Annotated in this window: 19 protein-coding genes and 4 pseudogenes; 13 read left to right on the plus strand and 10 right to left on the minus strand. The window is 48.1% G+C overall.

The genetic code is table 11. The features are described from left to right. The 4 genes and pseudogenes from SC127_RS02160 to SC127_RS02175 form a co-directional block, all read right to left on the minus strand. Positions 1–119, minus strand: a pseudogene (locus SC127_RS02160) (type 1 glutamine amidotransferase domain-containing protein); the annotation flags it as partial. 330 nt (positions 120–449) lie between these two features. Further along, a complete protein-coding gene (locus SC127_RS02165; RefSeq protein ID WP_332624987.1) occupies positions 450–1,865 on the minus strand; it encodes an NAD-dependent succinate-semialdehyde dehydrogenase in 1,416 nt (471 codons plus the stop codon). A 99-nt stretch (positions 1,866–1,964) separates the two neighbouring features. Next, positions 1,965–2,777: a helix-turn-helix transcriptional regulator gene (locus SC127_RS02170; RefSeq protein WP_332624988.1), complete on the minus strand. Its 813-nt coding sequence runs from the start codon at positions 2,775–2,777 to the stop codon at positions 1,965–1,967. Positions 2,778–3,063: 286 nt separating this feature from the next. Next, on the minus strand, positions 3,064–3,267 hold the full coding sequence (locus SC127_RS02175; RefSeq protein WP_442955734.1) for an N-acetylmuramoyl-L-alanine amidase: 204 nt from the start codon (positions 3,265–3,267) through the stop codon (positions 3,064–3,066). Between the two features lie 64 nt (positions 3,268–3,331). Here SC127_RS02175 and SC127_RS22540 point away from each other — a divergent pair. After that, a pseudogene (locus SC127_RS22540) lies at positions 3,332–3,418 on the plus strand (Tn3 family transposase); the annotation flags it as partial. Positions 3,419–4,688: 1,270 nt separating this feature from the next. Here SC127_RS22540 and SC127_RS02180 read toward each other — a convergent pair. After that, positions 4,689–5,330: an HD domain-containing protein gene (locus tag SC127_RS02180; RefSeq protein WP_332624992.1), complete on the minus strand. Its 642-nt coding sequence runs from the start codon at positions 5,328–5,330 to the stop codon at positions 4,689–4,691. Between the two features lie 113 nt (positions 5,331–5,443). Between SC127_RS02180 and SC127_RS02185 the strand changes: the two genes are divergently transcribed. From SC127_RS02185 to SC127_RS02195, 3 genes are all read left to right on the plus strand, one after another. After that, on the plus strand, positions 5,444–6,424 hold the full coding sequence (locus SC127_RS02185; RefSeq protein ID WP_332624993.1) for a GlxA family transcriptional regulator: 981 nt from the start codon (positions 5,444–5,446) through the stop codon (positions 6,422–6,424). A gap of 355 nt (positions 6,425–6,779) precedes the next feature. After that, on the plus strand, positions 6,780–7,670 hold the full coding sequence (locus SC127_RS02190) for a LysR family transcriptional regulator (protein ID WP_243080062.1): 891 nt from the start codon (positions 6,780–6,782) through the stop codon (positions 7,668–7,670). Positions 7,671–7,819: 149 nt separating this feature from the next. After that, positions 7,820–8,812, plus strand: coding sequence for a zinc-dependent alcohol dehydrogenase family protein (locus SC127_RS02195; protein WP_332624996.1), 993 nt, complete (start codon positions 7,820–7,822; stop codon positions 8,810–8,812). A gap of 228 nt (positions 8,813–9,040) precedes the next feature. Here the strand turns inward: SC127_RS02195 and SC127_RS02200 are convergent. The 4 genes and pseudogenes from SC127_RS02200 to rtcR all read right to left on the minus strand — a co-directional run. Further along, a pseudogene (locus SC127_RS02200) lies at positions 9,041–9,276 on the minus strand (GNAT family N-acetyltransferase); the annotation flags it as partial. Positions 9,277–9,485: 209 nt separating this feature from the next. Next, positions 9,486–10,181, minus strand: a complete 696-nt coding sequence (locus SC127_RS02205; protein WP_243080060.1) for a cyclase family protein — start codon at positions 10,179–10,181, stop codon at positions 9,486–9,488. 1 nt (position 10,182) lies between these two features. Continuing rightward, positions 10,183–11,532: an MFS transporter gene (locus SC127_RS02210; RefSeq protein WP_243080059.1), complete on the minus strand. Its 1,350-nt coding sequence runs from the start codon at positions 11,530–11,532 to the stop codon at positions 10,183–10,185. A 545-nt stretch (positions 11,533–12,077) separates the two neighbouring features. Then, the gene (gene rtcR / locus SC127_RS02215; RefSeq protein ID WP_332624998.1) at positions 12,078–13,652 is read right to left on the minus strand and encodes an RNA repair transcriptional activator RtcR; all 1,575 of its coding nucleotides are present in this window, start codon (positions 13,650–13,652) and stop codon (positions 12,078–12,080) included. A 188-nt stretch (positions 13,653–13,840) separates the two neighbouring features. Here rtcR and SC127_RS02220 point away from each other — a divergent pair, with 188 nt between their 5' ends. The 8 genes and pseudogenes from SC127_RS02220 to SC127_RS02255 all read left to right on the plus strand — a co-directional run bounded on the left by SC127_RS02220 (position 13,841) and on the right by SC127_RS02255 (position 23,493). Further along, positions 13,841–15,064, plus strand: coding sequence for an RtcB family protein (locus SC127_RS02220; protein ID WP_243080057.1), 1,224 nt, complete (start codon positions 13,841–13,843; stop codon positions 15,062–15,064). Positions 15,065–15,085: 21 nt separating this feature from the next. Continuing rightward, positions 15,086–15,889 (plus strand): nucleotidyltransferase domain-containing protein, encoded by an 804-nt coding sequence (locus tag SC127_RS02225; RefSeq protein ID WP_332625000.1) that lies wholly within the window; start codon positions 15,086–15,088, stop codon positions 15,887–15,889. A gap of 12 nt (positions 15,890–15,901) precedes the next feature. Continuing rightward, entirely contained in the window at positions 15,902–17,482 is a 1,581-nt protein-coding gene (locus SC127_RS02230; protein WP_332625002.1) for a hypothetical protein, read from the plus strand. A gap of 618 nt (positions 17,483–18,100) precedes the next feature. Then, a pseudogene (locus SC127_RS02235) lies at positions 18,101–18,380 on the plus strand (IS3 family transposase); the annotation flags it as partial. 641 nt (positions 18,381–19,021) lie between these two features. Further along, positions 19,022–20,041, plus strand: coding sequence for a RepB family plasmid replication initiator protein (locus SC127_RS02240; protein ID WP_332625003.1), 1,020 nt, complete (start codon positions 19,022–19,024; stop codon positions 20,039–20,041). 858 nt (positions 20,042–20,899) lie between these two features. Next, a complete protein-coding gene (locus SC127_RS02245) occupies positions 20,900–21,076 on the plus strand; it encodes a hypothetical protein (RefSeq protein ID WP_243080054.1) in 177 nt (58 codons plus the stop codon). A 231-nt stretch (positions 21,077–21,307) separates the two neighbouring features. Continuing rightward, positions 21,308–22,516, plus strand: a complete 1,209-nt coding sequence (locus SC127_RS02250) for an AAA family ATPase (protein WP_332625006.1) — start codon at positions 21,308–21,310, stop codon at positions 22,514–22,516. Beyond that, positions 22,513–23,493, plus strand: coding sequence for a ParB/RepB/Spo0J family partition protein (locus SC127_RS02255; RefSeq protein WP_332625007.1), 981 nt, complete (start codon positions 22,513–22,515; stop codon positions 23,491–23,493). The genes SC127_RS02250 and SC127_RS02255 overlap by 4 nt, the downstream gene beginning before the upstream one ends. Before the next feature lie 324 nt (positions 23,494–23,817). On the opposite strand, the gene SC127_RS02260 is transcribed toward SC127_RS02255, so the two are convergent. After that, complete coding sequence (locus tag SC127_RS02260; protein ID WP_243080051.1) at positions 23,818–24,837, minus strand: LacI family DNA-binding transcriptional regulator; 1,020 nt, start codon at positions 24,835–24,837, stop codon at positions 23,818–23,820. Between the two features lie 400 nt (positions 24,838–25,237). On the opposite strand from SC127_RS02260, the gene SC127_RS02265 reads away from it, so the two are divergent. Beyond that, positions 25,238–25,957 carry a gluconate 2-dehydrogenase subunit 3 family protein gene (locus SC127_RS02265; RefSeq protein ID WP_332625010.1) on the plus strand — a complete coding sequence of 240 codons (720 nt, stop codon included), beginning with the start codon at positions 25,238–25,240 and terminating at the stop codon, positions 25,955–25,957. Positions 25,958–25,971 lie beyond the last annotated feature (14 nt).

Raw genomic sequence — 25,971 nt, forward strand, 5'->3', positions numbered from 1 at the left:
TCTGCGCCTGCATCTTTAAAGGCGTAGTAAGGTGCGGCCAGCTCTTCCAGCCAAAAGCCGGTCTGGCGGCCGGTGTCACCCAGTTTGTCGTGTGAGGTTAAGACCATAAGAATTTTCATGATTACTCTCCTGCATTTCAGATTGATAGTTTAATTAGACCGGTCGTCTATTAAGTTCTTAAATAAAAATGTTATTACCCGTGCCTAATATTCCGGCCAGCTCTGCGTGCTGTTTCGTTCTACCGGAACGGCTGTCGTGCTATGTCACTCGGTCGCCGTTGGCATGTGTATAAGCTAGCAACTAATAGACCGGTCGTCTATAGATAATTAAAAAACTTTTTTCATCTTTTATGTGCCAAGCACCTTCTCATAGCGGGTGCCTGTCACGATGAGTTAAGCCGTTAATTTTAATACTTATTCAACTGCGTTTTTCATGTGTCTATGATCCACTTAGTCGACTTTCTTTGCCCAAACTGCCTGAGCATTTGTGAATTCACGCAGGCCAAAGTGCGAGAGTTCGCGACCATATCCACTCTTTTTTACACCGCCAACCGGGATGCGTGCATTAGTGGCAGAAAATCCGTTGATGAATACGCCTCCTGTTTCTAAGCGCCGCGCGATTCGCTGGGCACGAGAAACATCGCTGGTCCAAAGGTTGCCCCCTAAGCCGTAATCGCTGGTATTTGCCAGCTCAATGGCATGCTCAACGTCATCTGCGATAGTGAGAGCGGCAACAGGACCGAAGGTTTCCTCATCAAATGCAGCCATTCCCGGACCTACATCGCCCAATACGGTAGGCTCATAAAAGTTGCCACTGCCCGCGATTTTATTCCCCCCAAGAAGTAGTGTCGCGCCTGCTGCGAGAGTTCGTTCTACTTGATTATGTAATTCATCACGCAAATCTTTTCGTGCCATTGGCCCGATTCTATTTTGCGGGTCCAGCGGATCGCCAACCTTCAACAGTCTGACGGCCGCGATGAATTTTTGTGTGAATTCCTCCGCGATGGGTTTTTCCAAAATAAACCGTTTCGCGGCTAAGCACACCTGGCCAGCATTTTGGAATCGCGCTTCAACAGCAGCTGTAACAGCCAAATCAATATTGGCGTCAGCTAGCACAATAAATGCGTCTGAGCCACCTAGCTCAAGCAAGCTTTTTTTCAATGCCTTGCCTGCAATCGCCGATACGGCAGACCCCGCCCGCATACTCCCTGTCAATGTCACTGCTGCAATGCGATCATCCTCAATAACTTCTGCAACAGTTTCGTTATCAGCAATAAGATTGGCGAATAAACCTTTAGGGAAGCCTGCTCTCTCATAAGCATCCTGCAAAGCATAGGCAGAGCCCATAACATTGGGCGCATGCTTGAGGATAAAACCGTTACCCGACAGCATAATCGGGCCCGAAGCGCGAATGACCTGCCATAAAGGAAAGTTCCAGGGCATTACGGCCAAAATAGAGCCAATCGGCAGATATGAAACATGTACCTGATCGTCATTTTCGACTGAAACAGGTTCATCTGCGAGGATTGCTGGGCCATTGCTGGCAATCCAATCAATAGTAGCTGCACACTTCTCAACTTCTGCGCGGGCTGCTGCTAGTGTTTTCCCCATTTCAGCAGTGATGATCCCTGCCAAAATTTCTGAGCGCTCGCGCAGAATCGCTGATAAACGACGATAAGCTTCTACGCGTGTCGACATGGGAGTAGCACGCCACAGGCGAAAAGCCGCGTTATTATCTGCCAGCATGCCTTCTACTTGATCTGCAGTTTGAAATTCATAAGTCGCGATCAACTCGTCCGTCGTAGGATTACGTGAAGTCGCGACATCAAGAGACAGCGTATTCTGTGTAACATGTTGAGATGACATAGTTTTTGCCTCATAAACGGTTTAAGAGAAGCACGTTGTGTGCTTCGATAAAATCCAGTTTATGCAGGTCTAATCATCCCTGGAAGGCATCTTGTTATCCTATGACTGGGAGTCATAGGCAACGTGTCGAGGAATATAGGTCACCAGAGAGAGGTCGGGTCTCCCCTCTGGCGTGAGTGCGACGTAGGTAAATTCAATATGTCCAGAAGTGGGATGCATAAGCCGCTTGCTCCCCTCTCCCATGCCTTTAACTTCCGTATCCTGCCACCATGCTTTGAATTCCGGGCTTTTTTCAGAGAGTTCTTCAATGAGATAGTCAAAAGGCTTTTTGTCCTGAGCATGGGCGCGTGATGCGCGGAAAACGGAGATCATCCCTCGTGCCATCTGCTCCCAATCCAGGATCTGCGTGCGATACGGACGATAAAGAAACAGCAGTCGCAACGTATTACGCTCATGAGGTTGCAGCGAACCATAATCGATAAACAAATCAGCAATAGCATCATTCCAGGCGAGAATATCAAGTCGGGCATTTCTCACATATGACGGAATGGGATCGATAGCGCGCACTAAACTTTTCAGGCCATCACTCACTCCATCCTCGAGGGGATGTGGTAACGGCTCTTCGCGCGGTGAAAGGGCAAAAAGATGGGATGATTCAATTCTGTTAAGTTTAAGAACTTTGGCTATACGTTGGAGTGCATCTGCCGAAGGTTTAATCTCTCTCCCCTGCTCCAGCCAGGTATACCAACTCACACTGACTCCAGCCAGCACAGCAACTTCCTCGCGACGTAAACCGGGCGTGCGGCGAGTGCCCTGATGCATGCCAAAGTCCTGAGGATTTAGCCGTGCGCGCCGGCTTACAAGGAAAGCACCGAGTTCACGACGCTGCTCTGAAGTGGTTTTTTTAACCATAATAGTTTGCCTATAAATGTGCCTGTTTGGCCAACGCTTCATCAAAATGCTGATGAATCTCTTCTTTTTTCATCTGAACCCTATGCTCAACAGCATAATTTATGCACAAAAATCCTTCACTTCCGTGGCTAACGTTGGTTGCCACGGGCGTAGAAAACTGTGTCCGACTGGAATTGCCTTCCTATCAACGAGGCAAGGATGCATCGGTTCTGCACCTTTATGTATTCATCTTTTTAAATCAACTTACTAAAGAACGTCCCAAAAGGGTCTCAACTCAGCAAATTATTTATATTTCATTGAGGAAGTAACTGTTAATGCCGGTCGCCAGTGCGCGGGCCATATTCTTCTGAAAGTCAGGTTCGCCAAGCATTTTCTCTTCGTGCTTGTTGGTAATAAATGATTTTTGCGCCAGCACCGAGAGAACTCGCGGCGATTTCAACACCGCAAATCCCGCCTGCTCAGGGGTAGTAAGTGATAGCCTGCAGCATATTGATGTCCGCTATACTCGTTGCCTCGGCCAACGTATCAGGAATCCATTGATGCAGTAACAGCACAGCGCCGTGGGCTTCGGCCTGTTCTGGTCATTGGGATACCAATTCTCACCGCGATTGGCAGATGCCGGTGATGCTGTTTTCTGGCGAGCAGTGTGCTGCCGCCCTCTCCCCTACCTACCGCGCAAACCCCACCATACCCTGCCAGACGCCGTTGAAGCAGCGACCTATCAGGCGCACAGAAGCCAGGCGGTCGCAGACAAAAGAAAGCACCCGCGACACCGCTAACAGCAACCCCGAAGCAAGTAGTTACACCATTCATTAATCAACAACTCCATTACCGGCCCTCCGGGCCGGGCGGCGAGGGCTGTTCAGTGGGGGCAACTGGTCTTCAAGCCGGCGCTGGTTTTTCGTGGAGAGGGGCATGGGGTTTCAGGTCCGGCTCGGACGAAAGGTTAAACGGAAATATTAACGGATGATGTAACTAGTACACTTTACCCACCGCCAGTCGGCGGGTGCTACTTCAGATTCTGAGTAGCGCGGCCGCTGGAGGCGAAGGCATTGAATTTATCCTCGAAAAATACGGGAGAACAGTGAGGGGGTAAGTAATTTAAGCTATTACTTTATCTGATTACTGCTGCCTCAGGAGGTAAGGGCTGACAGACTTGTCCACCGGTTGATGCAGCAAAACATCTCCGTTTCCACAGCAGAACCATTCAGCCCCTCAGATAGCGTGCCGCGCGCTATTCGCCTCGCTCTTGGCACAGCCACAATTAACCAGCTAAGCGAGGCATTCACTACGATTAAAGAGACTATTGAGTAGGAAAGAGATTTCTGAGCTGATGTCCGCTTTTCGCTCGTAGAAGACTGTGCCCTCTCGCCTCGTCCGTAACTGAGAACACCACTTAATTTGGACTCAGGACATTGACCATTTTCCCTTTTTTCGGCCTCATTTGAGGCCAGCCTGCGCAGTCAGCAGCAGGAACGTGCTTTACCGTTGCCATCAGACCCCAGCCGCCAGGCCCGGAACACATCTTTTCGCGGTCCGGCGGAGCTTACCGGCTATGACGGATGGCTGAGTGTCGCTGTCGACCAGTATCGGAGCCGGATGGAGCCATAAATCTGCTGTCGCTTCAGCAGGTAAAACGCATTATTCAGAACCGTCGGCAGCACCGTAAAAGCCCCGGTATGGTGGGGATAAGCATCAGTAAATAAGAAAAGAGCAGGAGGCAGCGACTGGGAGGGAAAAAGCGCAGGCAACAGGTTATGATATCTGCCTTTTGTACCAGAGTAGTTACCTGTGCCCGCATTTATGCCTTTATCCTGTTAACCAGTACTTTGTGAACCGACCGATTCGTAATGTCTGTCCTTCGCCTCACACTTGTAAAACCAGTATCAGAAGCTGACTTTCTAATTAAAATTAACCCTGCCAGCGGGACTGCCGAATGACATTACAGAAATTCAGCGGAGAAAAATCCGGCTCTTTCTCTCTGATCACGTCGGCTTTGACGTTTCCAAAAGTAGTCTGCGGTTTGTGTCTGATACCCTCATAAAAAGCCTGAATAATTTCCTCTTTGAACGCCGCAGGACGCGGATAGATTTCAGTCACCGCACCGGTTTCTGCCTCAGTGAAATTCTCAAAGCCGATACCCAGCACGTCCATTTCCACCCCGGCGGTCACGAGAGCAATTTCAGGTGCCATGAATTCTGGGATACCTGGCGTGGTATGCAGCGCAATGGCTGTCCAGACTTTATCAATGTCAGCAGGAGCTATTCCATATCCTTCAAGAAAAGCACGCGCGGCATTAGCGCCATCCACTTCGAAACGTTTGTCGCAGCTGCAATGTTCATGGGTCAGGCCAATGTCATGGAACATACAACCGATGTATAACAACTCCCTGTCTACGCTGAGTCCACGCTGCTGACCGGCAAGCGCCCCCCAGTAATAAACCCGGCTGGAATGATTAAACAGCAGATCTGATTCAGTATCACGAATGAACTCTGTTGCTTCACGCGCCATTTTGCTGTCCGGAATGCGAATACCCGTAATTTCAAAGCTCATGATGTGTCTCCTGTTGGTTGTCTTTTTTGAGCATATAGCGCACCCTCTATGTCTTAAAGTGCCTTTTAAAGACGTTTAAAGACATTGCGACTTTTTACGACATGGAGAAATCAATGAGCCATGAGATAGCCGTTCTGGCGGTGCCCGGCGTACAGCTACTGGACGTCTGTGGACCGCTGGATGTTTTTGCAGAAGCGAACCGCCTTCTTAAGCGTCAGGTTTACACGTCTAAGGTTATTTCTGTGGGCGGACTCGTCGTTCACGCTTCGTCAGGCGTCAGGCTGGCAGCGGACATGGTGCTTACTGAGACGGCAGACTATACGCCGCATACGTTTTTGATAGCCGGCGCACCGGGAATCGACAGCTTTGTTCCGGATGCTGCAACTCTTGATTCTCTTACCGGCTTATGTGAGCGCAGTAAACGGTTCGGCTCTGTTTGTAGTGGCGCACTGCTGCTTGCACGCACCGGCATGCTAGCAGGAAAGCGAGTCACCACTCACTGGGCATGCGCCGGTGCTCTGGCAGCTCTCTATCCCACGATTACGTTAGATGCGGATGCGTTATGTATCACTGATGGTCGGGTCCGCACCGCCGCTGGCGTGACCTCAGGGCTTGACCTGGCGCTGCGACTGGTTGAAGAAGACCTGGGACGAGAGATTGCTGCAGATATTGCGGCTCAGCTTGTCATGTTTTTTCGCCGCCCGGTCAGCCAGGCTCACTTTGTCCGCAGCAACAGGCTGTCGCTTAACGGGCGCTCGGCATTACAAGAGTTACAGCGATGGGTTATTGCCCATATTGATGTGGTCAGAACGGTAGCGGAGATGGCAGAACATATGAATATCAGCGAAAGACATCTGAGCCGCCTGTTCCGTCAGGAGGCCGGCATAACACCCGGTCAGTGGCTTGAGCGTGAGCGCGTCGCGAAAGTTAAACAGCTGCTGGAGCAAAAAGCTCAGCCTGCAAAAACACTGGCGATGCAGTGTGGATTTTCCGGCGCAGATGTTATGCGCCGCGTTTTCAGCCGGGTGACAGGCATGACGCCCGCAGCTTATGGCAAGCTTAATCGCGCTAAGGAAAGAAATGAAAACAATTAACTGATCATTAGCTTAATCCTGCCGCGGCTTGTTTTAAGGATTCGGCCCTCTCGTTAAGTGCAAATTATTTGCGTTTTTTTGTCCTCAGACCCCAGCCGCAATGCTTTTCCCGAAACTTTTCACGGTCCGCTGGTCCTGTCGGTTAGCGAAGTGGGGCTGACGACCCGGCAACGCCGGGGAGCCGGAGGGGGCCATCAGGATAGTGATACTGATGTCTGCTTTGTGCCAGGAGCGGACATTGTGAGAGCCTGAAAGTCCTTATCTGGCTGGAAAGGATTAATACTTTTGGGATGGTTTTACTTACAATGCCTGCCTGAAAGGGCTTAAAAAGTCAGGTGATCAATTGCATTCCAACATGATTGAATATCTAAATATTTTCATACAGGTTGTTGAGCAGGGTAGCTTCACAAAGGCCGCTGACATTCTTCAAATACATCGTCCAACTGTGAGCAAAGCGATACAGCAAATAGAAGACGATCTGGGCGTAAAACTCATTCATCGCACAACCCGAAAGCTGAGTATTACAGCTGAAGGGGATGAGTTCTATCATCATGCCAGACACGTTCTGGCCGAAGTTAATGACATGATGGCCAGTTTTTCACCGACTCTGCCACCGCGAGGGCGCCTCAGGTTGGATGTTCCGCTGGCGCTGGCTCATGCCATATTGATTCCAAACCTCAAAGATTTCCAGGCACAGCATCCCGGCATTGAAGTTGTGTTGGTCTCATCGGATAAAAAAACTGATTTGATAACAGAAGGCGTAGATTGTCTTGTTCGACTGGGCGCGCTTCAGAATTCAAGTTTTATCTCCAGGCGCATTGGTGATATCAGGATGGTCACCTGCGCAGCTCCGTCTTATCTGCAACAGCACGGTCGGCCAGAGACACTGGCAGATTTGAAGCAACATCAGGCGGTTAACTTTTTTAGTGATCACAGTCGTGACGTTATGGAATGGAAGTTTATTGAGGACGGGAGCGTCGTGTCGCTGCGTCCTACCAGCAGCGTGCTGGTAGATAATTCCGACATTCTGCTCTCCTGTGGCCTTGCCGGTCTGGGCATTATCCAAGCCACCTGCGATGCCCTTGCCCCCCATATCGCTTCCGGTGCTCTTGAAGAGGTTCTGACACAATACCCTTCGGTATCAAAGCCCGTATCAGTGATGTATCCGGACAGGCGCTACCTTTCTCCAAAAGTCCGGGTCTTTATCGACTGGTTCAGTGATGTTCTGGCCATGCAACTCCGCTGAAACAGCTGGATTGTTAATGGATAATTAACACTGAAGTTCCATGGCGGCTATTTTTCGTGCATCCATAACAACGTAGATTGCTCTCAAACAATTTGGGTACGTCTTCAGCATTATTATGAAGATATGCCGCTAACTGACGAGAGCTGAACATGTCTAAAGTTGTTACCTTTAACCGCACCGGCGGTCCGGAAGTACTGGAAATTACTGATGTAGAGGTGCCCGCGCCAGCAGCGGGTGAAGTACAGATTCGCGTACATGCGGTTGGTCTTAACCGTGCAGAAATTATGTACCGCAACGGCCAGTATGTCATTGAGCCAGAATTTCCAGCACGTCTTGGTTATGAAGCGGCTGGCGTCGTGCAGGCTGTTGGTGAGAACGTTGAAGAATTTGCCAGTGGAGACCGGGTGAGCGTGATACCTTCATTCATGTTTAATGAATACGGCATGTACGGCGAACTGGTCAATGCACCGGTGCACGCTGTCGTGAAGCATCCTGAAAATCTTTCATTCGAGGAAGCTGCTGCAAGCTGGATGATGTATGTCACCGCCTATGGTGCGCTGGTTGAATATGGCAACCTTCAGGCCGGTCAGAACGTGGTGATCCGCGCAGCATCAAGCAGCGTGGGCTTGGCTGCCATACAGATAGCTAATATGTTGGGTGCAAAACCCATCGCGCTTACGCGTACCTCTGAAAAAAGCGAAATGCTCCTGAAAGCCGGTGCCGCCGCCGTCATTGCTACTGCGGAGCAGGATATGGTTGCTGAAATCAGTCGTGCAACAGATGGCGCGGGCGCTCATATTGTTTTTGATCCCGTCGGCGGCCCTGACGTGGCAAAACTAACTAAGGTAATGGCTCCGCAAGGCATGTTCTTCCAGTATGGCGCGCTCGACAGCCGTGACATGCTTGTGCCTGTATTTGATATTCTCGGTAAGCATCTGACTTTACGTGGATATGAGCTGTTTGAAATCACAATGAATCCTGAAAAAATGACTCGCGCAAAAGCCTTTGTCACGGAGGGTTTACGCTCGGGCAAACTGAAGCCGGTCATTGATAAAACGTTCCCGCTTGAAGAAATTGCTAACGCCCAGCGTTATATGGAAGCAAATGGTCAGGTAGGAAAAATCATCGTGGTCGTTGAGTGATTTTTACCTCAACCTTTTAAAAAATGAGTTTGGTGAAGCCTGGAAATCATCCGGGCTTTTTATCATCTTTAATTTCGATCCGATGGCTCAATAACTGTTTTACCGCAAACTGACATTGATATTCACTGCTTCCTAATTAAATGTCCGCTCCTGGCACAGAGCGGACATGCGCACGCTGCACAAACAGGGGCATTCAGCCGAAGTACGCTTACGTTGAGTAGCTTTATATCAGTCTTGTAATGGATTAGAGAAACATACATCCATTTCCCGGCCTATGTATGGTCCGTAATTCTCAATGCGGATGTAGCCATTTTTTTTATAAAACTGTACAGCCCTGTGGTTAACAAGCCGGGTTTCAAGCCAGAGCTCGGTATACCCATTCTCTTCGCGGAAGTTTCGAGGAAAGTAAGTAAAGCATTACCCGGAGAGCTCCGGTCTGAAAACATCCTTTTAAATTTGCTCACAAAATCAATTTTACGTGAGGCACAACTGCTCGTTATCATGCCGCCGGGTGCAAAAAGCATATTCTGAGCCCCTGAAAGCGGTCAGCCTGTAGATACCGGTTACCGACCCGCCTGATACAGCCAGGCTGGCTGAGAATAAAATAGACGGTAACCGGATTAATCCTGCGCCTCTAACATTGCGTCCTGTTCAGGCAAATGCGTGTGCCATTTTACGCCACCAGCGCCACTGCCCGGATTGGCGAAGCCGATGCCCCTTTAATCCTGAGCGGCAATGCCATGAAAATAAATTCGGAAGGCAAGGCTTGCAGGTTTGCCAGATTCTCAATGATCAGGCAATCAGAGCCGAGAACGGCAAGATGAGCCGGGTGTGCTTCATTACTGTATCTGTCCAGCGACATGGCATCTGTACCGAAAACAGTAACGCCTTTTTCAATCAGATAATGTGCACCTTCGCCTGACAAACCCGGCCAGTTTTGCAAAAATGGCGCCTGGTTTGGACGACAGCGCCACTTCTGATCATAACCCGTTCGAAATATCACAATATCTCCTGCAATGATTTTCCCTTTATCAGCTTCCCATGACTGGATCATTTCTACAGTGATGTCACTGTTCTCTGCCAGATGTGACATATCCAGGCAGCGTCCCCGTCCGGTGAGCTGGCGCACATCGACCTGTTCAATCGTTTTTCCACCTTCAATGAAATGAACAGGCGCATCCACATGAGTACCGCAATGATCGCCGAGGCTGAGCTGACAGTTATAGTTGCCATCACCAGCAATGTAGTCTTCGGCACGGCTGCAGAAGAATTTTCCATGCGTTGGCCAAACGGGCATGAACTCTTCATAGAGATGGTTTAGCTCAATAAGTTTATGGTGACGTAATAACGTGATCAGATCGCTGGTCATATCAGGCCTTTTTTAACGTTACGGTTTCTTTAATGAACCAAAGTGGAATACAAGAGAGGAGTAACACCGCGACAATCACCAGATAGTGCACGGTGAAACCGTAGCTGTGGATAATCCAACCGCTAACGGGCGCGACCAGAATACCGGCGATGCCAACCGCGAGGCCGATCATTAATCCCATGCTTGACGCGGCAGCACGAGGAGATGAGTCGATAAGCAAAGCATAAGCCACGGGATAAGGTGAGTTGCGAAACAGGCCCCAAAAGATAAGAATGGCCCAGCCAAGCGTAGCGGAATGGATGAACATGCACAGCGCCGCTGCCAGAACCCAGCCCGTAATAATGATACCCAACGAGCGCTTACGCCCTTTCACATCAGAGAAGCTGCCCCACAGAATCTGTCCAATCCAGCCGGTCAATCCCGATGCACCAGAGATGATTGCTGCGGTCGAGAGATCGAGTCCAACTTCACGCGTCAGTTGCAGCGTCAGAAAGTTAGCTATCCCCATCTCTGCCCATGTAAAACCAAAAATCAGCAGAATAGCCATTTGGCAGTTACGATTTTTCAAACAGGAAGCGGCATTAGCCCATACAGAACGCTTCTCAACGGTGTTCTGCAAGGATTCGGTAACGGGCGGCGTCAGCTTGTTATCAACGATCCAGTCATTAACCTTCTGGTGATTTTTACGTGTGCCAATGATGAGTTGTGCCACCAAAATAACTAAGCCAATCAGCGGAATAAACAAAAAGGCTTCACGCCAGGTCGCAAAAGCCAGAATAGCGGCGATTAGGATAGGACCGATAAATTGCCCCAGCGGAAATCCGGTGTGATGCACCCCAATAGCAAATCCACGGTTCTCTTTCTGCCACCACTCGCCGAGCAGAGCGACGTTAATCGGTTCCGACCCACCAGTTCCCATGCCCATCGTGACACGCAGCACCTGAAACGCTCCCAGCGTTTTACAAAAAGCAGTCGCCACACCTGAGATAATTTCCACCAGCACCGTCACGCACCAGCTGTAACAGCGCTTATGTCCGGCACCTAACCAGTCTGAGAACAAACCGAAAATCACTGCGCCGGCTAAGGTTCCAACAAAGCTAAGTGAATTGAGCCAACCCGCCTGAACTTCTGTCAGGTTAAATGACTGCATAATTGCCGGAAGCAGAGTAGGAAGAATAATCCGGTCAATTGAGTTCATCAGGATCGCAAGCGTCGTAATGACCAGCATCCACCAGGAGAGAGGGTGCGCTCTGGGCAGAAAGCGATACAGCCCGCTGCGTGGAACGTGTTCAGCGGCAGTAGCGGTCTCTTTTGTCGGTTGTTGTGTCAGTTCAGATGAGGGAGGTGTCATATCCAGTGCCTTAGAAAAATCATCATAGTCTGCAGCCTTACCCTGATGCTATTGGCCAGGCCACGCCCTGTTTTGTCGTTATTCTTGTAATGTTTAAAATTTAATCAGCAGAGCAAAAATTAAACACGCTGATAACATAATTATCAAGACTACTACCATACAAGTGGGCATCGATTGATACTGGACCTTGATCACAGTTAATCGATAGTTGGATAAAAAAAGCACAAGAGAGATCACATTGTTTAGGCAGAGCGGTGAGGTGTCCTGATCGGTTTACTCGTTTTTTTATAAAAATTTAACCGTTTGCAGGGTTATGCCCGCAAACGAATGCCTGGATTTTTCACGGCATTAACCCGCAAGATGATTCAGCGATGACCCGCAAGCTAAGCAGGGCTATGCACCCTCTTCTGGCGGAGCTGTTTTCCTGTTGGAGATGCGCTAATATTTTTCGGGCGTTAATTAACTCAATGCGAAAGGGCGTCAGTGCATAGGCAATGAGCGAGGTCGCGCTCCCAGGAACAGACACAACCCTGCCTGCAGTTAAGTCATCCCTTTTGCATATCCTCCCAGCTTAAATCAAAACGCATGAGGTATTTACGCAATCGGTCCGCATCGTTTGGCTGTTTTTTCTGTTGGCGGGAGATGGCGAAGAGCCTGCGGCCAGCCTCTGAAAGCGAGGCTGAGCGCCGGCAAACGTCAATAACCGTTTCCAGCTGCTTTTGATCAAACAGATCGATCTCATTATCGACTGGTAATGCCACCAAAGATTTCTCTTCTGTATACCAGTTTGCCTGCAAACGGATGATCTCTTCATCCACCAGCGCGACTGTAATGCGTCCGTTTTCTGCCAGCGTTGCCATACGCGCTACGCTGGCACCGAGTTCACGAAAATTGCCACGCCAGACGGCGTCATCTGAGTTCGCAAAACGCAGGTAATGGCCACGCGCGTCCTTATCGAAGCGTACCTGACTCTGCTGGTCGCGCATGAAGCGCTGAAGTTCGTACTCGATGTTAGGTTCAATGTCTTCACGGCGTTCGGCAAGGCCCGGCAGGCTGAATGTCCACATATTGATGCGTGCGTACAAATCTTCACGAAAGCGCCCTTCTCTTATCCATTGCCGCATATCCCGATGCGTGCCCGCGATCAGCTGGAAATCGCTGCTGACTTCACGGTCTGCACCAAACGGGAAGAAGCGCTTCTCTTCGATCGCACGCAACAGCATGGCTTGTTCATCGAGCCCTAACTCTGCGATTTCATCCAGGAAAAGGATGCCGCCATCAGCCTCACGCAGTAATCCCATGCGCGCAGCCAGTGCGCCGGTAAATGCCCCTTTGACATGGCCAAACAGCGTCGACATGGCGTTATCGCCACGTAGCGTAGCGCAGTTTACTGCCACAAATTTCCCTTTAACCTGATGACGGGACTGCCGCAACCGGAAGATACGCTCTGCCAGAAAAGATTTCCCTGCCCCCGTTGGTCCCGTTAAAAGAATAGGTGCACTTGATCGCTGCGCCACACGTTCGATTTGTTCGATAAGCACGTTAAACGTGGGGTTGCGGGTTTCAATACCTGATTTAAGAAATGAAACTGAGCTCTGCTGCTCATGCTGAAAGCGACTGGTTAATGTGGCATAACGACTCAAATCCAGATCAATGATCGAGTACACGCCTTCTGGCGTTACTTCGCCCTTTAGGCCCGGTCCGGTCTGCAACAGGCTGGCTGGCAGGTAATGCGCTTCTGTCAGCAGGAACCAGCAAATCTGCGCCACGTGAGTCCCTGTGGTGATGTGCACCAGATACTCTTCGTTCTCAGTATCGAAGTGATAACGGCTGGCGAAATCAAGAAATGCACTGTAGACCTCTTCGAAATCCCATGGGTCAGCAAGACTGACTGCATGCGGTACGACCTGCGTCTGCGGCGAGACCTCTCCAATATCTTCTGCCAGTCGTTCCGCCAAACTGATGTCACCCGGCTGGTGTAACAACTCGAAGCGGTCAATGGGTAAATCCGCGTGCTGGCACAGCGCCACGCTGGGACGCCATTTGGTCCAGCGATGCTGACGTTTGCCGCGCCTGTCAAGTTGAGTGCCCAGAACGCCAATCACGACTCGTCGCTTCATGCCTTATCCTCTAAGATAAATTCTTATTTAATAAGATAAGAATATCTCTCCAAATTATCCAAGACAAATCTGCTCATTTAAATAAAAAACATTAAAATCAGTAATTTATTCATATTTTTTCATGAATATAATTTCTGGCACGTTATTCGCTATGTATAGAGTCACTGATACTGCAAAAGAAAAAGAAAATGAAACCTCAATTTGAAGTACTCAATTCTGTCTCGGGTGCGCCGATAAAAATGTGGACACAGGGCGTGCCGGTAGAGCCTGAAGCCAGACAGCAGCTGCTTAACACGGCCAGCATGCCCTTTATTTTTAAACATATGGCAGTCATGCCCGATGTACATCTGGGCAAAGGCTCAACAATTGGCAGTGTAATACCGACACGTGGCGCCATCATCCCGGCGGCAGTAGGCGTAGATATTGGCTGTGGCATGATTGCCGTGCGCACCTCACTGGTTGCAGCCGATCTGCCCGACAACCTGTTGGGACTGCGCAGCGCCATCGAACAAGCCGTACCCCATGGTCGCACCAGCACCCGAAGCAAGCGGGATAAAGGTGCCTGGCACGACACGCCAGCCGACGTTGATGCGCACTGGGCAAAACTGGCGTCCCGGTTTAAGCATCTGACGGACAGGTATCCACAGCTGCTGAAAACCAATAACCATCAGCATCTGGGTACGCTTGGCACAGGCAATCACTTTATCGAGATCTGCCTTGATCAGGCTGACCGGGTATGGGTAATGCTGCACAGCGGCTCGCGCGGGGTGGGTAATGCCATTGGCACACTGTTCATCGCACTGGCACAGAAAGACATGCAGCAGCACATCGCTAATCTTCCGGATCGTAACCTCGCCTATTTCAGTGAAGGGAGTCGTCATTATGAGGATTACCTGGAAGCGGTGGGTTGGGCACAGGATTATGCGCATCACAACCGCGAGGTCATGATGAATCGCGTACTGGCTGCCATGTCCGCCTGCATAACTAAACCGTTTGCCACGCATCAGGAAGCGGTGAACTGCCATCATAACTACGTGCAGCAGGAGCAACACTTTGATGAGCAGGTGCTGGTTACGCGTAAGGGTGCGGTGTCCGCGCAAAAGGGACAGATGGGTATCATTCCTGGTTCGATGGGTGCAAAAAGTTTTATCGTGCGCGGCCTGGGAAATGAAGAGAGCTTTTGCTCCTGTAGCCACGGCGCAGGACGCACCATGAGCCGTACTGCCGCTAAAAACCGCTTTACCCTTGACGATCAAATACGTGCTACAGCCCATGTGGAGTGCCGTAAAGATCGTGACGTGATAGATGAAATACCTATGGCCTACAAAGACATTGATGCCGTCATGGCAGCGCAATCCTCACTGGTAGAGATCGTTCATACGTTGCGTCAGGTGGTGTGTGTAAAAGGATAAAAGGATAAAAGGGAGAACAGGATGAATATAAAAACAGGATTACACGGCGTTGATGAAACCATGCGCGAGCGCGTTCGCGGCGTCCTGCAACAGATAGAGGCCGAGTACGACGTACGTGTGCTGTTCGCCTGTGAATCAGGCAGTCGTGGCTGGGGATTTGCGTCACCGGACAGTGATTATGATGTGCGTTTTCTCTACGTGCACAAACCGGAGTGGTACTTGCGTGTTGAATCGCCGCGAGACGTTATCGAAAAACCGATAGATACCGAACTCGACGTCTGCGGCTGGGAGTGGCGAAAAGCGTTGGGTCTTCTGAAGCGTGCCAACCCGACCCTTATCGACTGGCTGGATTCACCTGTTATATACCGGCAGAACGACGATGTAATGGCTCGTGTGAATGCAGTTAGCGATCGTTTCTTTTCACCGGAGCGCGCGCGCTGGCACTACCGGTCTATGGCGCACAAAAATTTTCGTCACTATCTGCAGGGTGATGAAGTCAGGCTGAAAAAGTATTTTTATGTCCTGCGCCCTCTGCTAGCCGTGCGCTGGATTGAAGCGGGTAAAGGTGCACCACCCATGCGCTTCGATCGACTGCTGAAGGAAACAGTGCATGAAGGACCGTTGCTGCAGGAAATTGCTGAGTTGCTTACCGCGAAACAGCGCGCCGGGGAAGCGCAATATGGACCCCGCCGGCCCATTCTGCACGCTTTCATCGAAGCTGAGCTGGCACGAACTGAAGCAACACTTGCCCCGTCACCTGGCAAGCGCGATGACGCATTGCTGGACGCACTGCTGTTTGAAACAGTTCTGGGACATCACGCATAACAGGGAAGGGATATGAACAGCTGGCTTAACCGGTTTCTGGGGAAAAAAACACAACATACCTTCCCGCTGGTGTGGGATACACAATTGGCATCGATCTATGCACGTCTTGAACAGGCCTGTAATCAGCCACAACCACTGGCATGGGATAACAGCGTTTTAGAGAACCAGCCGTTAGGTGATTCAGATGAAGCGTTTTGGGCACCGGGTGCGCTTGAAGGCACGATGATTTATCACTTCGGTGTAGGAAGTGAAGGCCCAAGTGCAGAGGACATTCTCTCTGCGTTGCAACAGGTGCTTGCAAAACCGGACTTAACGGCAATGCAGGGGCTGTATGACCTGATAAATCATGACTCACCGCTGCATTACATTGATGACCTGTTGAAAGCCATCTCAGATTCTCGTGATCTGCGAGCGGATAAGCTCAATGAGCTGGTGTTATTACTCTGCACCCAGAGCCCGGATTGTAATGCGGTAAAGTTTGCCATGGCGGTTTTGGCCTTCTTTCCACATCCGCGCAGTGTTGAAGTATTGCAGGTGCTGGCAAGCCATGATGAGTTTACGCTGTATGGTATTGTCGCGCTGCGCGTTATGGTCGAGCCAGAGCAGTATGCTGATATCTGGTTTGACATGGCGCTACGTGTCAACGGCTGGGGACGTATTCATCTGATGGAGCGTATGCCAGACACAATGGATAAAACGATTTGTGACTGGCTATTGCGCGAGGGCTTCGCCAATTCAGTCATGAACGAGTACACCGCGGTGAACAGTGCGGTACGCGGAGGGCTGGCGGATGCGCTGGCAACGGAACACGACGATGCCCTTCTGTTGGGTGCAGCGGAGATGATTTATGCGCTGTTAAACGAAGGTCCGGTTCCCGGTATGTCAGTTTACGATGATGGTGCTAAGGTCTGCCTGCTCTATTTGCACCATGTTATTGCCTATCAGCCCGCTCATCCCCTGCACTATCTCACTGCCAGCCGGATCGGGGAGTGGGCACAGAGTGAGGAATCAATGGAGACAGACCTTTCCTCGCAATTAGTGGCAATAAGCGCCGGAGTACTGGCGTTAACGATTTGGGATAAGGTGATTAAACTGGCTCTGGCAGGCGACGAAGATTACGCATTCAATCTTGCTATTGAAGTGTGCCGCGCTCGTCAAGAGGATCCCTTCCCTGCTCTGTTTGCACGCCAGCGCGATAATCCTGAGTCAACCCTCTGGTACCAATTGATGCAAACAGAGGACGCAGGCCAGGCCAGCCGCGTATGCAGTCTGGCAGAAGCACAGTTTGATCTTAAGGCGATTGCGAGTGGGCCGACGCTGAGCAGCGGCATGGGCCCGAAATGGAATTCTCAACGTCATCTGGATTCGGTATTACAGGAAATGAAGCGCTTCCCAGAAATGGGATGGCCTTTACTTGCAGCTGCACTGCGGAGCCCGGTGATCAGAAACCGTCAGATGGCAATTAACGCTCTCGAAGTGTGGCCCTCTGACAGCCTGTCGGTTCATCGTAAGTACATTGTAGAATGCGCTAACGGTGAGCCTCATGAAGAGGTGCAGCAGCGTCTGAAAAGTTTGCAGGAACGGTTCAATTAAATCCGCCTCAAAAATGGAAAACCCGCTTTTTAGCGGGTTTTCGCTTTATCTGAAAAAGCCATCCACTGCTTCATTACACTCTTGATTTTCTGTTATTAGCGGTCAGCAAAAAGCTACTCCAGCAGCATCCGATTCTGCCGTCGAAATGAGCCTTAGCTGTAGCGATTTCCGCAAAAAGGAACTGGGAATTTCAGTGTGAAATAAATTATAAAAAGTGATTTAAAACAAAAGCTTATCATAGAAAACCTGCAGGGATTTTTTTAATCTTTAGAGATACAAAAATTGTCTCCAGATTTAAATCATTCAACTATCCGCGATAACGTGCAAAGGGTAGGGGGCTTGAATAGACACTAAACTAAGTTCGTTTTAATTCAGCTGCCAGTTAAACGTTGCAGCTAAAGACAGATACTCGAGATAATAAATGAGATGCACTAAGGTTCTGACGTGCTCTCCATTGATTAATACCTCACGATGTCAGTAATGTCTTTATCAGTAACATGAGGACCTCTCCGTGAAGAAGCGTTTTTACAACGAACAGTGCATCCAGATTCTCCGCAAAGCCGAAACCCCGATTTCCGTCCGTAATCACACCATCTCAGAATCGTGCGGTCACTAAGTTATCCTGCAACGATAAGAACCGATCAGAGTCCTGAATTTACATGTCGGACACTGGATCAATCGGCTTATAAACATGCCTTGACGCTGCGGTTAAGTCAGTCTGGTAAGCCAATACAGAATGGGTTCAGCGACAGCATTCACATCAGGAAATGATTAAAGACTGGCGGCAGGACAATAACGTATGCAGGCCACATTCAGCACTGATTTTCAGACGCCATCAGAGTTTGTAGTGGGCTGGCGAAACGGAGAATTTGAAAGTAAACACACTACCATGAGTAACTGGCGGCTCTGTCTAATACCAAGAGCAGGCAGAACCTTCATGCCCGCGCTAAAAACAGTGTGTTAAGTATGGATTGATTACATGAAGTAAATCGAGCGAGCCTTGGAGCCAGGCAACGAATTCCTCATTCCAGCTCCCACTGACTGCAAGGCACAAGATACGTTGAATGAAAGCTCCATCACTGCGGTTTTCAGGTGACATGGGACTAAATGTAAAAAATACGTTTTAGTAAAACTGCATTCAGACGCTTCTTTCAATCTTTTAATGATTAGTTGTAGGTTCTGACGTGCTGATACATATCGATTGCGTATCCGCGGCTTCCCGCATCCTTCCTGTGAGTCTGCTTTTTACTTATCCCCGTTATCAACAGGATAGATCCAGTAATACGATCTTAATACGATCTAATATCGATCCAAAAAAGCCTAAACGATCCCCGCACCTCTGCAGCCCTTGCTGTGTCTGGCTTAAATGGCAATTGAGGTTATCCGTCATATGCAAAAAATTATCAGTTGTATGCATTTGGTTACTGTTCGTATGCTTTAGGTTATCGGTTATATGCTCTTTGATTTCCATTGGTATGCTGATAAGGTTATCCGTCGTATGCAGCGTAGAATTCACCTGTTGATAAACGGAAGTTGTTTATGACCAAAAAAGTCAATGACTTAGATAGCATGACTGATGAAGTGAATAAAAAGACGGGTGAACTTGTCCACCTCAATCCTACGGCTAACGCAACGGTTCAGCCGGTCGCCTTAATGCGCCTTGGGCTTTTTGTTCCCAATACCGACCATGCAAAATCTAAATCCTCAGTAAGCACGGTTAAATCGACCGTGGATGCATTTGAGGATCTTTACCATCTGGAAGTGGTTAAGCGGGAAGGCTACAAGGATATCTCTATTCGTTCCGAACGGCTTGATATGGCCACTGACTTTCGGGTGTGGTTAGGGATCATACGTTCCATCTACGATAATGGCAGTTTCGCAGGTAAGCTGAAACTGCCATTCACAAAGTTTCTACAGAACTGCGGGTTCGATTCGAAGCGCTCTAACAAAGACATGAAGAAGCGTATAGATGAATCCCTTATGCGTTTACGTGGCGTGACGATACAGTTTCGTAATGAGACCGGCTCTCTTACAACAGGTCTTGTAAACAGCGCGCATTACAGCATGACAAAAAATGAAGTCGAGATAGAAGGCGATCCTCGTCTTACTGACCTCTATCAGATGGACTATAAGGTTTATCTCCGTCTTAAGGCAATTGACCACCTTCCCCGTAAAGAATCTGCCCAGGCGCTTTACACGTTCATTGAGAGCCTACCGAAAAATCCGGCTCCGGTTTCAATGAAACGCCTTCGGGAAAGATTACGCCTGAAATCGCGCATTGCTTATCAGAATCATATTGTGCGTAAAGCCCTGGCTGAATTGAAGGAAATCAATTATCTGGAGTACAGCGAGTTTAAGCGCGGGAGATCGGTATATTTCAATATCACAAAGAGAAATCCGAGCTTAGTGCCTGATAAAGCCTTAAAAATGAATGATACCTATGCTGCTGAACCTCAAATTCTTGATGAGGCAATGATATCTAAAATCAGTAAGCTCAAGGATTCAGGTTTTACAGAGGAAGAGATTGCAAAAATCCTGATCACCCTCGATAGCAAATGACCAGTAACCAGCGTTAGCATACGACTGCCAACCTTTCCAAAATAATGAGCTTATTCAAATGATTATGAATCAGCTCATCAGCATAATTTCATTTCTCATGAGTGCTTGGCTGGCTTTCGGCTCGTTCCAGGTCCCTTTTTAAACAGACGCCCGCATACGACCGATAACCTTTAACGTAATCTCTTATGTTAGAGCATACGACGGGAAACCTTTGCGGATTCAGTCATACCTCAGACAGCATGAAAACGTTGCTGATTACAATTTTATCTCATATAAAAAACAGTTTAAGTTATTGAATTTAAATAATTATAATTTAAATTTTATGTAAAAAGATGACCACAGCGCTGTGGCTTAGGGCTTAGCAATATGTTTTTGAAATTGCATATGGCTGATAACCCTCGCGCATACGACTGATAACCTTCTCTCAATCCTCGCCAGTCAGATACTTCATAGCCCCGCCTGAATAACAGGAATATGCATACGACCGATAACTTTCTGCATGCGAACGATAACTACCAGCATATTACCGATAACTTTCCCAGATACCCTTTTTAAGGATAATCCACCCTACTAACACCCTTCATTAAAGCCTTCTCAAGCATATAAGTGATAACTTCTGCATACGACTGGAAACTTTTTTTGCGGGAGATAAGCCTATTTCGAGTCCTTTGTTACAGCAGCAGATTATGACCAGAGAGTTTCTTACCTAAGCAGTGTTTTTCATTGGTAGGGCAGGGCTATTACACCGTAATTAGCATACGACTGATAACGTTTGGGCCAATCGTCAACGTTCGTTGTTGGCATCAGAAGTTAGAGGGTTGGCGCTCTGCGCTTTTCCAGCCTGAGCGGAGCATACGAATGGAAACCTATGTATTACGCAAAACTTACTTACCAGGGAGTAGACCAAATGATTTTTATAAAAATAGTATTAAGTTAATGATTTATATAAAAAATATTCAACAGGAACACATCATTGAGGCATTAAAATCTAATCAAGAACAGACGACCACGGTAAAAAAGAGATGCTTAGCCTGAACCTCTAGCATATGACCGATAATCTTTAACCCTTTTCCGTGGCCATGCTTACTCAGCAACTCAACAAAGATCAATCTTAGGAGCCCGGTACAGGTGATAAGCCAGGCTAAACCCTAAGCTGACGGTGACAAAACTTATTGCTATGTACAACTTTTTCCTGAATATCGAAATTTATTGCACATAACAATACTGTGTGTACACTTACGGAAAATTTGCCAATGGAGTAGCGGGATGAAAAGCAATTACGGTGGCGTAGACGAGACGGCTCGCAGGGCAAATGCCATGCTGCGCAGCATGAGCGACGACATTATCGATAAACGCCAGGAATTTGGCCTTGATCGGTACTATCAGACTTTCACTCGTAACTCTGTGGCAAATATGCCTAAGCTCAGTCGTCGAGCCGTTGAGCAGGCTATAGAAGAGATGGAAGCGAAGGGGCATTTGTTCGGTAAAAAGGATGCGGGCAATGCCAAGCATTACGCGCTGACCGTGCAGGATGTGGTCGATATTTATGCGCATCGTAAGGTGCCGAAATATCGTGACCTGCATGAAGGGGAAGGCCCGTTTGTGATTTTCGTGGTTAACCTGAAAGGCGGGGTATCGAAAACCGTGAGTACGGTAACCCTTGCCCACGGGCTTCGCGTTCATCCAGATTTGTTACAGTATGACCTACGTAACCTTGTGATTGACCTGGATCCACAGGCATCCAGCACGATGTTTTTGAATCATACCAACAGCATCGGTTCAATCATGGAGACCGCAGCGCAGGCCATGCTTAATGACCTGGATGCTGAACAACTTCATAAAGATATTATCCAGCCGACTATCATTCCGGGTGTCGATATCATTCCCGCCTCCATTGATGATGGCTTCGTGGCCAGCCAATGGAACGACCTTGTTCATGAGCATCTATCTGGCGTGCTGCCCTCAGAGGTTCTGCGGCGTAATATCATTGATCGGGTCGGTAAAGATTATGATTTTATCTTTATCGATACCGGGCCGCATCTCGACGCCTTTATGCTTAATGCCATTGCCGCCAGCGATCTGCTTTTAACGCCAACGCCGCCAGCTCAGGTCGATTTCCACTCCACTCTTAAATACCTCACTCGTTTGCCAGAGATGCTCGAGCAGCTGGAAGAGGAGGGCATTAATCCTCGAATTAAGGGCAACATCGGCTTTATGTCGAAGATGACCTCCAAGCGCGACCATGAAATGACGCATGGCCTGGCTCGGGATGTTTTCACTTCTTATATTCTGGACGCCACACTACCCCGCTTAGACGGATTTGAGCGCTGTGGAGAGACTTTTGACACTATCGTCAGCGCCGATCCGCAATCCTACCCAGGGAGCGCGGAGGCACTGAAAAATGCAAAACGTGAAGCTGAACGGTTTACACAAGCGGTGTTCAAGAGAATTGAGTTCGTAAGGGGTATCAAATGACAAAAGTAATGAAAAAGATGGGCCGTACGCTGGGCAATTCAAATTTCTCGAAAATGCTGAGTGAGACGGAAGGCGCTCGGGTATTCGTACTGAAATCAGGTGCCGAAGCACGCTTCGTTCTCACAAAAATATTGCATGATGATATTGAAGCCCAGACCTATGTAGATGCCTCAGTTAACGGTCGGGACCAGTCGTTACTTACGCCTGAATCCGTTAGTGACATTGCCCGTACCATTAAGCTGCAACAGTTTTTTCCTGCAATTGGCCGGGAGATTGATGGTCGTATTGAGGTACTGGACGGTTCTCGCCGCCGCGCAGCGTGTCTCTATAATGGTACTCCTTTTGAAGTGCTGGTAACCAAAGATGATCTTGATTTAGCCGATGCGCGCCAGTTAGCGAAAGATATCCAGACAGCTAAAGAACACACGCTGCGAGAGCTGGGAAAGCGCCTTCAACTGATGTATCCGGAAGGTATGAATCAGTCGGATATTGCCAAAGCCGAAGGACTTTCCGCTGCAAAAATAACCCGCGCTTTTCAGGCTGCAGCGGTGCCTGATGAAATGATTGCCGTGTTTCCCTCAGTAAGTGAGCTTTCCATTACCGATTATCAGGCATTACTCGATATTGCAGACAAAGCTAGCGTTCAAAATATTGAAATAGGGGAGTTGGTTGACAGCGTACGTAACCGAATTGAAAACGGGATCGCACTCGATTTCGACGATCCAACAAATAAAACCAAAATTATCGGCTATTTTCGCGTGGCAAGTGCTGGCAGGAAAGCCACGAAAGTAGATAAAAAGATTGTCACTGAGAAGATGGGAGAATTTGCTGATAAAAAGCAATTTGCCCGTAAGAAAGTTGATGTTGAAAAGCGATTAGTCACCTACGAGTTCTCACGCTTACCGGCTGCTTTTCAGACTGAGCTTGATGTGGCTGTTAAAAAAGTGATTGAGAAAATGCAGTTACAGGAGAAATAAAAGCTTTAATCTTTTAAATCTCATACATGATGGGCCACAAAGCTGCGCTTGCAGTTGAAGTGGTCCTTTTTCTATACCATGTGGCAAAGTCATATCCGCTGAAAACATTTCCCAATGATTTTTTCATCTAACAGTATGTTTTTGAAGATTAAAGTGTTCATATTTCAGTCTGAAATTCCCTCGGATTTCAAAAGCATTGAACCTGACGGCAACAGATTAATGTTAATTGAAAGCCAATAAAAACAACCTTTATCAACGCATGTTTGATATGAGATTGACTCATTGGCGTTCATAGAATTAACACGGCTTTACCAAGAAACGGTATTAGGACATGTTTTCACTCGTAACAATCCTCAAATCAACATTGCCATCTGAATAGGTATCAGGTTTATAACCTTGTTCAAGATGCCTGAGCATAATATGTATGGCTGAGGTAGCATGATGATGAGCATTTTGATCAAGCGTATAGTCAAGTTGATCACTTTCTAATAATTGACGCGTTACTGATGAAAGTTCATGGGTAATATAAAGGCATGATTTATCTAAGTGATAATGGCGTAGTATTTTGCTTATATCACTATTTCCCGTACCAGTATTATATAAGCCAATAATATTATCGTTCCGTTTCAAAACCGTATTTAAAAGTGATCGAATTTTGTCAGGCTCATCCTGCCCAGCAAGCACCTCATGAAGTGCCAGATGTGGAGCGCGTTGTTCAATCATATCTCGAAAGCCTGCAACACGCTGAATATGAGCATGAAAATCAACACGCCCGCTGACCATGATTATGGTACCTGGCGTGGTGCGGCTCTTACTCATCAATAATCCCGCAGTTCGACCGGCCTGGTATTGATTGATACCTACATGGCAAAGCCTGTTGGCATTGGGTAGATCGGTCGCGAGTGTAATCACCGGCACACCTTTTTCCATGCAGTATGTGAGCGCTTCGTAAATTATCGGATAGTTATGTCCAAAAACGATTATTCCATCACGGATGTGACTGCTTTGTTTGATTTTTTTGGCAAGCTTATCGGGCTCAGATTCTGGGACTAAGGTACGATGAAGTGTTATTTTACGATAGCCAAGGTTATTCGCGACCAAAGCAAATTCTTTTGCTAACTGGCGAAAGAAAAAGGATTCAAGGCTGCTCAAAAACACTTCAATTTGCCAGGGATGACTGTTTTCTTCAGGTAATAAGCGCTGAAGGCCGGCAGCACGAGCCGCTATTAACACTTTACGAACAGTTTCAGGTTTTACTCCGCCGCGCTCATTTAACACCCTGTCAACCGTGGCGATTCCAACACCCGCTTTTTCAGCCAGCATTTCCAGGGTCACTTTTTTCATTTTTTCTCCACAACGGTGCAAAAGGAATCAGGAATTGATTTTTAAATGTACAGAGCAAAGCTTATTATTATCCTAAGCACAAACACTCAAATAAGTGAATAGATGCCGCCAAGACACCGAGTATTTTTTCAGAGCGTTCATATATTACTCATGATGGAAAACCATCAAGAAACTCCTTTGAAACTTAAGGGGAAGTCCTTAGCATTGCGCCGCTGTTAAATTTTCTTTAAGAAAACTTTCGAAAATGTAAACAATAAAAATATATAAGTCGGAAGTTTAGAATTAAAAATACCTCATGGAAATGTTCCGCTTTCAGCGGTTCCCTAATCAATTTTGGCAATTTGTGTTTGTTCTTTTAATTAGTCCATTTTGATGTGGCCAATTCAATAGCAGGGATAATATGAAACGCAGAGAATTTCTCACTTCCATGACGGCGCTGGGAGTGGCCTCTTCTATACCTACAGTTGCTAAAGCTGATGTGATTAATGGCGGCCAGCCCTGGCAGCCAGGTCAAGTAAATACCCCGCCTCCACCTCCAAGACAAGGAGGATTGCAATATTTAACACCCCATGAATTTGCAACCGTTGGTGCTATTTCTGAGCGCTTTATTCCTGCTGATGAAATGAGTATCAGTGGTAAGGATGCGGGCTGTGCGATCTTCATTGATAGACAACTTGCAGGCGATTATGGCAATGCCGTAGCCGTGTACCGTCTAGGGAAGTTTGTGAAAGGCACACCAGAGCAGGGGCCGCAGTCTGCGCTGACGCCTGCTCAGCGCTACCGACTTGGCATTGCCGCATTGGATCAGGCTACCCAAAAACAATACGGCAAAGCCTTTGTTGATTTATCGGGTGATCAACAGGACAACGTTTTAACAGCAATGGAAACGAATCATATCAATTTGGGTGAGGAAGTTGAGACCAAGGTATTTTTCGAATTACTGCTTCAAAACGTCCGCGAAGGGTTCCTGTCCGATCCTATTTATGGCGGAAATAAAGATATGGCTAGCTGGAAAATGATTGGTTTTCCCGGCGCGCGTTATGACTTCCGCGACTTGCTCGCTAAGAAAGGGAAAAAGCTCAAAATCATCCCAACCAGCCTGATTGATAACACCCTTTAATTCACCGACGCTAT

The sequence above is a fragment of the Pantoea sp. T14 genome (genome assembly GCF_036663535.1).
In the GTDB taxonomy this organism is placed as follows: Bacteria; Pseudomonadota; Gammaproteobacteria; order Enterobacterales; family Enterobacteriaceae; genus Pantoea; species Pantoea phytostimulans.

Coding starts and splice junctions, on each gene's coding strand:
- SC127_RS02165 (WP_332624987.1), bottom strand. CDS start 1,865: ATGTCATCTCAACATGTTACACAGAATACGCTGTCTCTTGATGTCGCG.
- SC127_RS02170 (WP_332624988.1), bottom strand. CDS start 2,777: ATGGTTAAAAAAACCACTTCAGAGCAGCGTCGTGAACTCGGTGCTTTC.
- SC127_RS02180 (WP_332624992.1), bottom strand. CDS start 5,330: ATGAGCTTTGAAATTACGGGTATTCGCATTCCGGACAGCAAAATGGCG.
- SC127_RS02185 (WP_332624993.1), top strand. CDS start 5,444: ATGAGCCATGAGATAGCCGTTCTGGCGGTGCCCGGCGTACAGCTACTG.
- SC127_RS02190 (WP_243080062.1), top strand. CDS start 6,780: ATGATTGAATATCTAAATATTTTCATACAGGTTGTTGAGCAGGGTAGC.
- SC127_RS02195 (WP_332624996.1), top strand. CDS start 7,820: ATGTCTAAAGTTGTTACCTTTAACCGCACCGGCGGTCCGGAAGTACTG.
- SC127_RS02205 (WP_243080060.1), bottom strand. CDS start 10,181: ATGACCAGCGATCTGATCACGTTATTACGTCACCATAAACTTATTGAG.
- SC127_RS02210 (WP_243080059.1), bottom strand. CDS start 11,532: ATGACACCTCCCTCATCTGAACTGACACAACAACCGACAAAAGAGACC.
- rtcR (WP_332624998.1), bottom strand. CDS start 13,652: ATGAAGCGACGAGTCGTGATTGGCGTTCTGGGCACTCAACTTGACAGG.
- SC127_RS02220 (WP_243080057.1), top strand. CDS start 13,841: ATGAAACCTCAATTTGAAGTACTCAATTCTGTCTCGGGTGCGCCGATA.
- SC127_RS02225 (WP_332625000.1), top strand. CDS start 15,086: ATGAATATAAAAACAGGATTACACGGCGTTGATGAAACCATGCGCGAG.
- SC127_RS02230 (WP_332625002.1), top strand. CDS start 15,902: ATGAACAGCTGGCTTAACCGGTTTCTGGGGAAAAAAACACAACATACC.
- SC127_RS02240 (WP_332625003.1), top strand. CDS start 19,022: ATGACCAAAAAAGTCAATGACTTAGATAGCATGACTGATGAAGTGAAT.
- SC127_RS02245 (WP_243080054.1), top strand. CDS start 20,900: ATGGAAACCTATGTATTACGCAAAACTTACTTACCAGGGAGTAGACCA.
- SC127_RS02250 (WP_332625006.1), top strand. CDS start 21,308: ATGAAAAGCAATTACGGTGGCGTAGACGAGACGGCTCGCAGGGCAAAT.
- SC127_RS02255 (WP_332625007.1), top strand. CDS start 22,513: ATGACAAAAGTAATGAAAAAGATGGGCCGTACGCTGGGCAATTCAAAT.
- SC127_RS02260 (WP_243080051.1), bottom strand. CDS start 24,837: ATGAAAAAAGTGACCCTGGAAATGCTGGCTGAAAAAGCGGGTGTTGGA.
- SC127_RS02265 (WP_332625010.1), top strand. CDS start 25,238: ATGAAACGCAGAGAATTTCTCACTTCCATGACGGCGCTGGGAGTGGCC.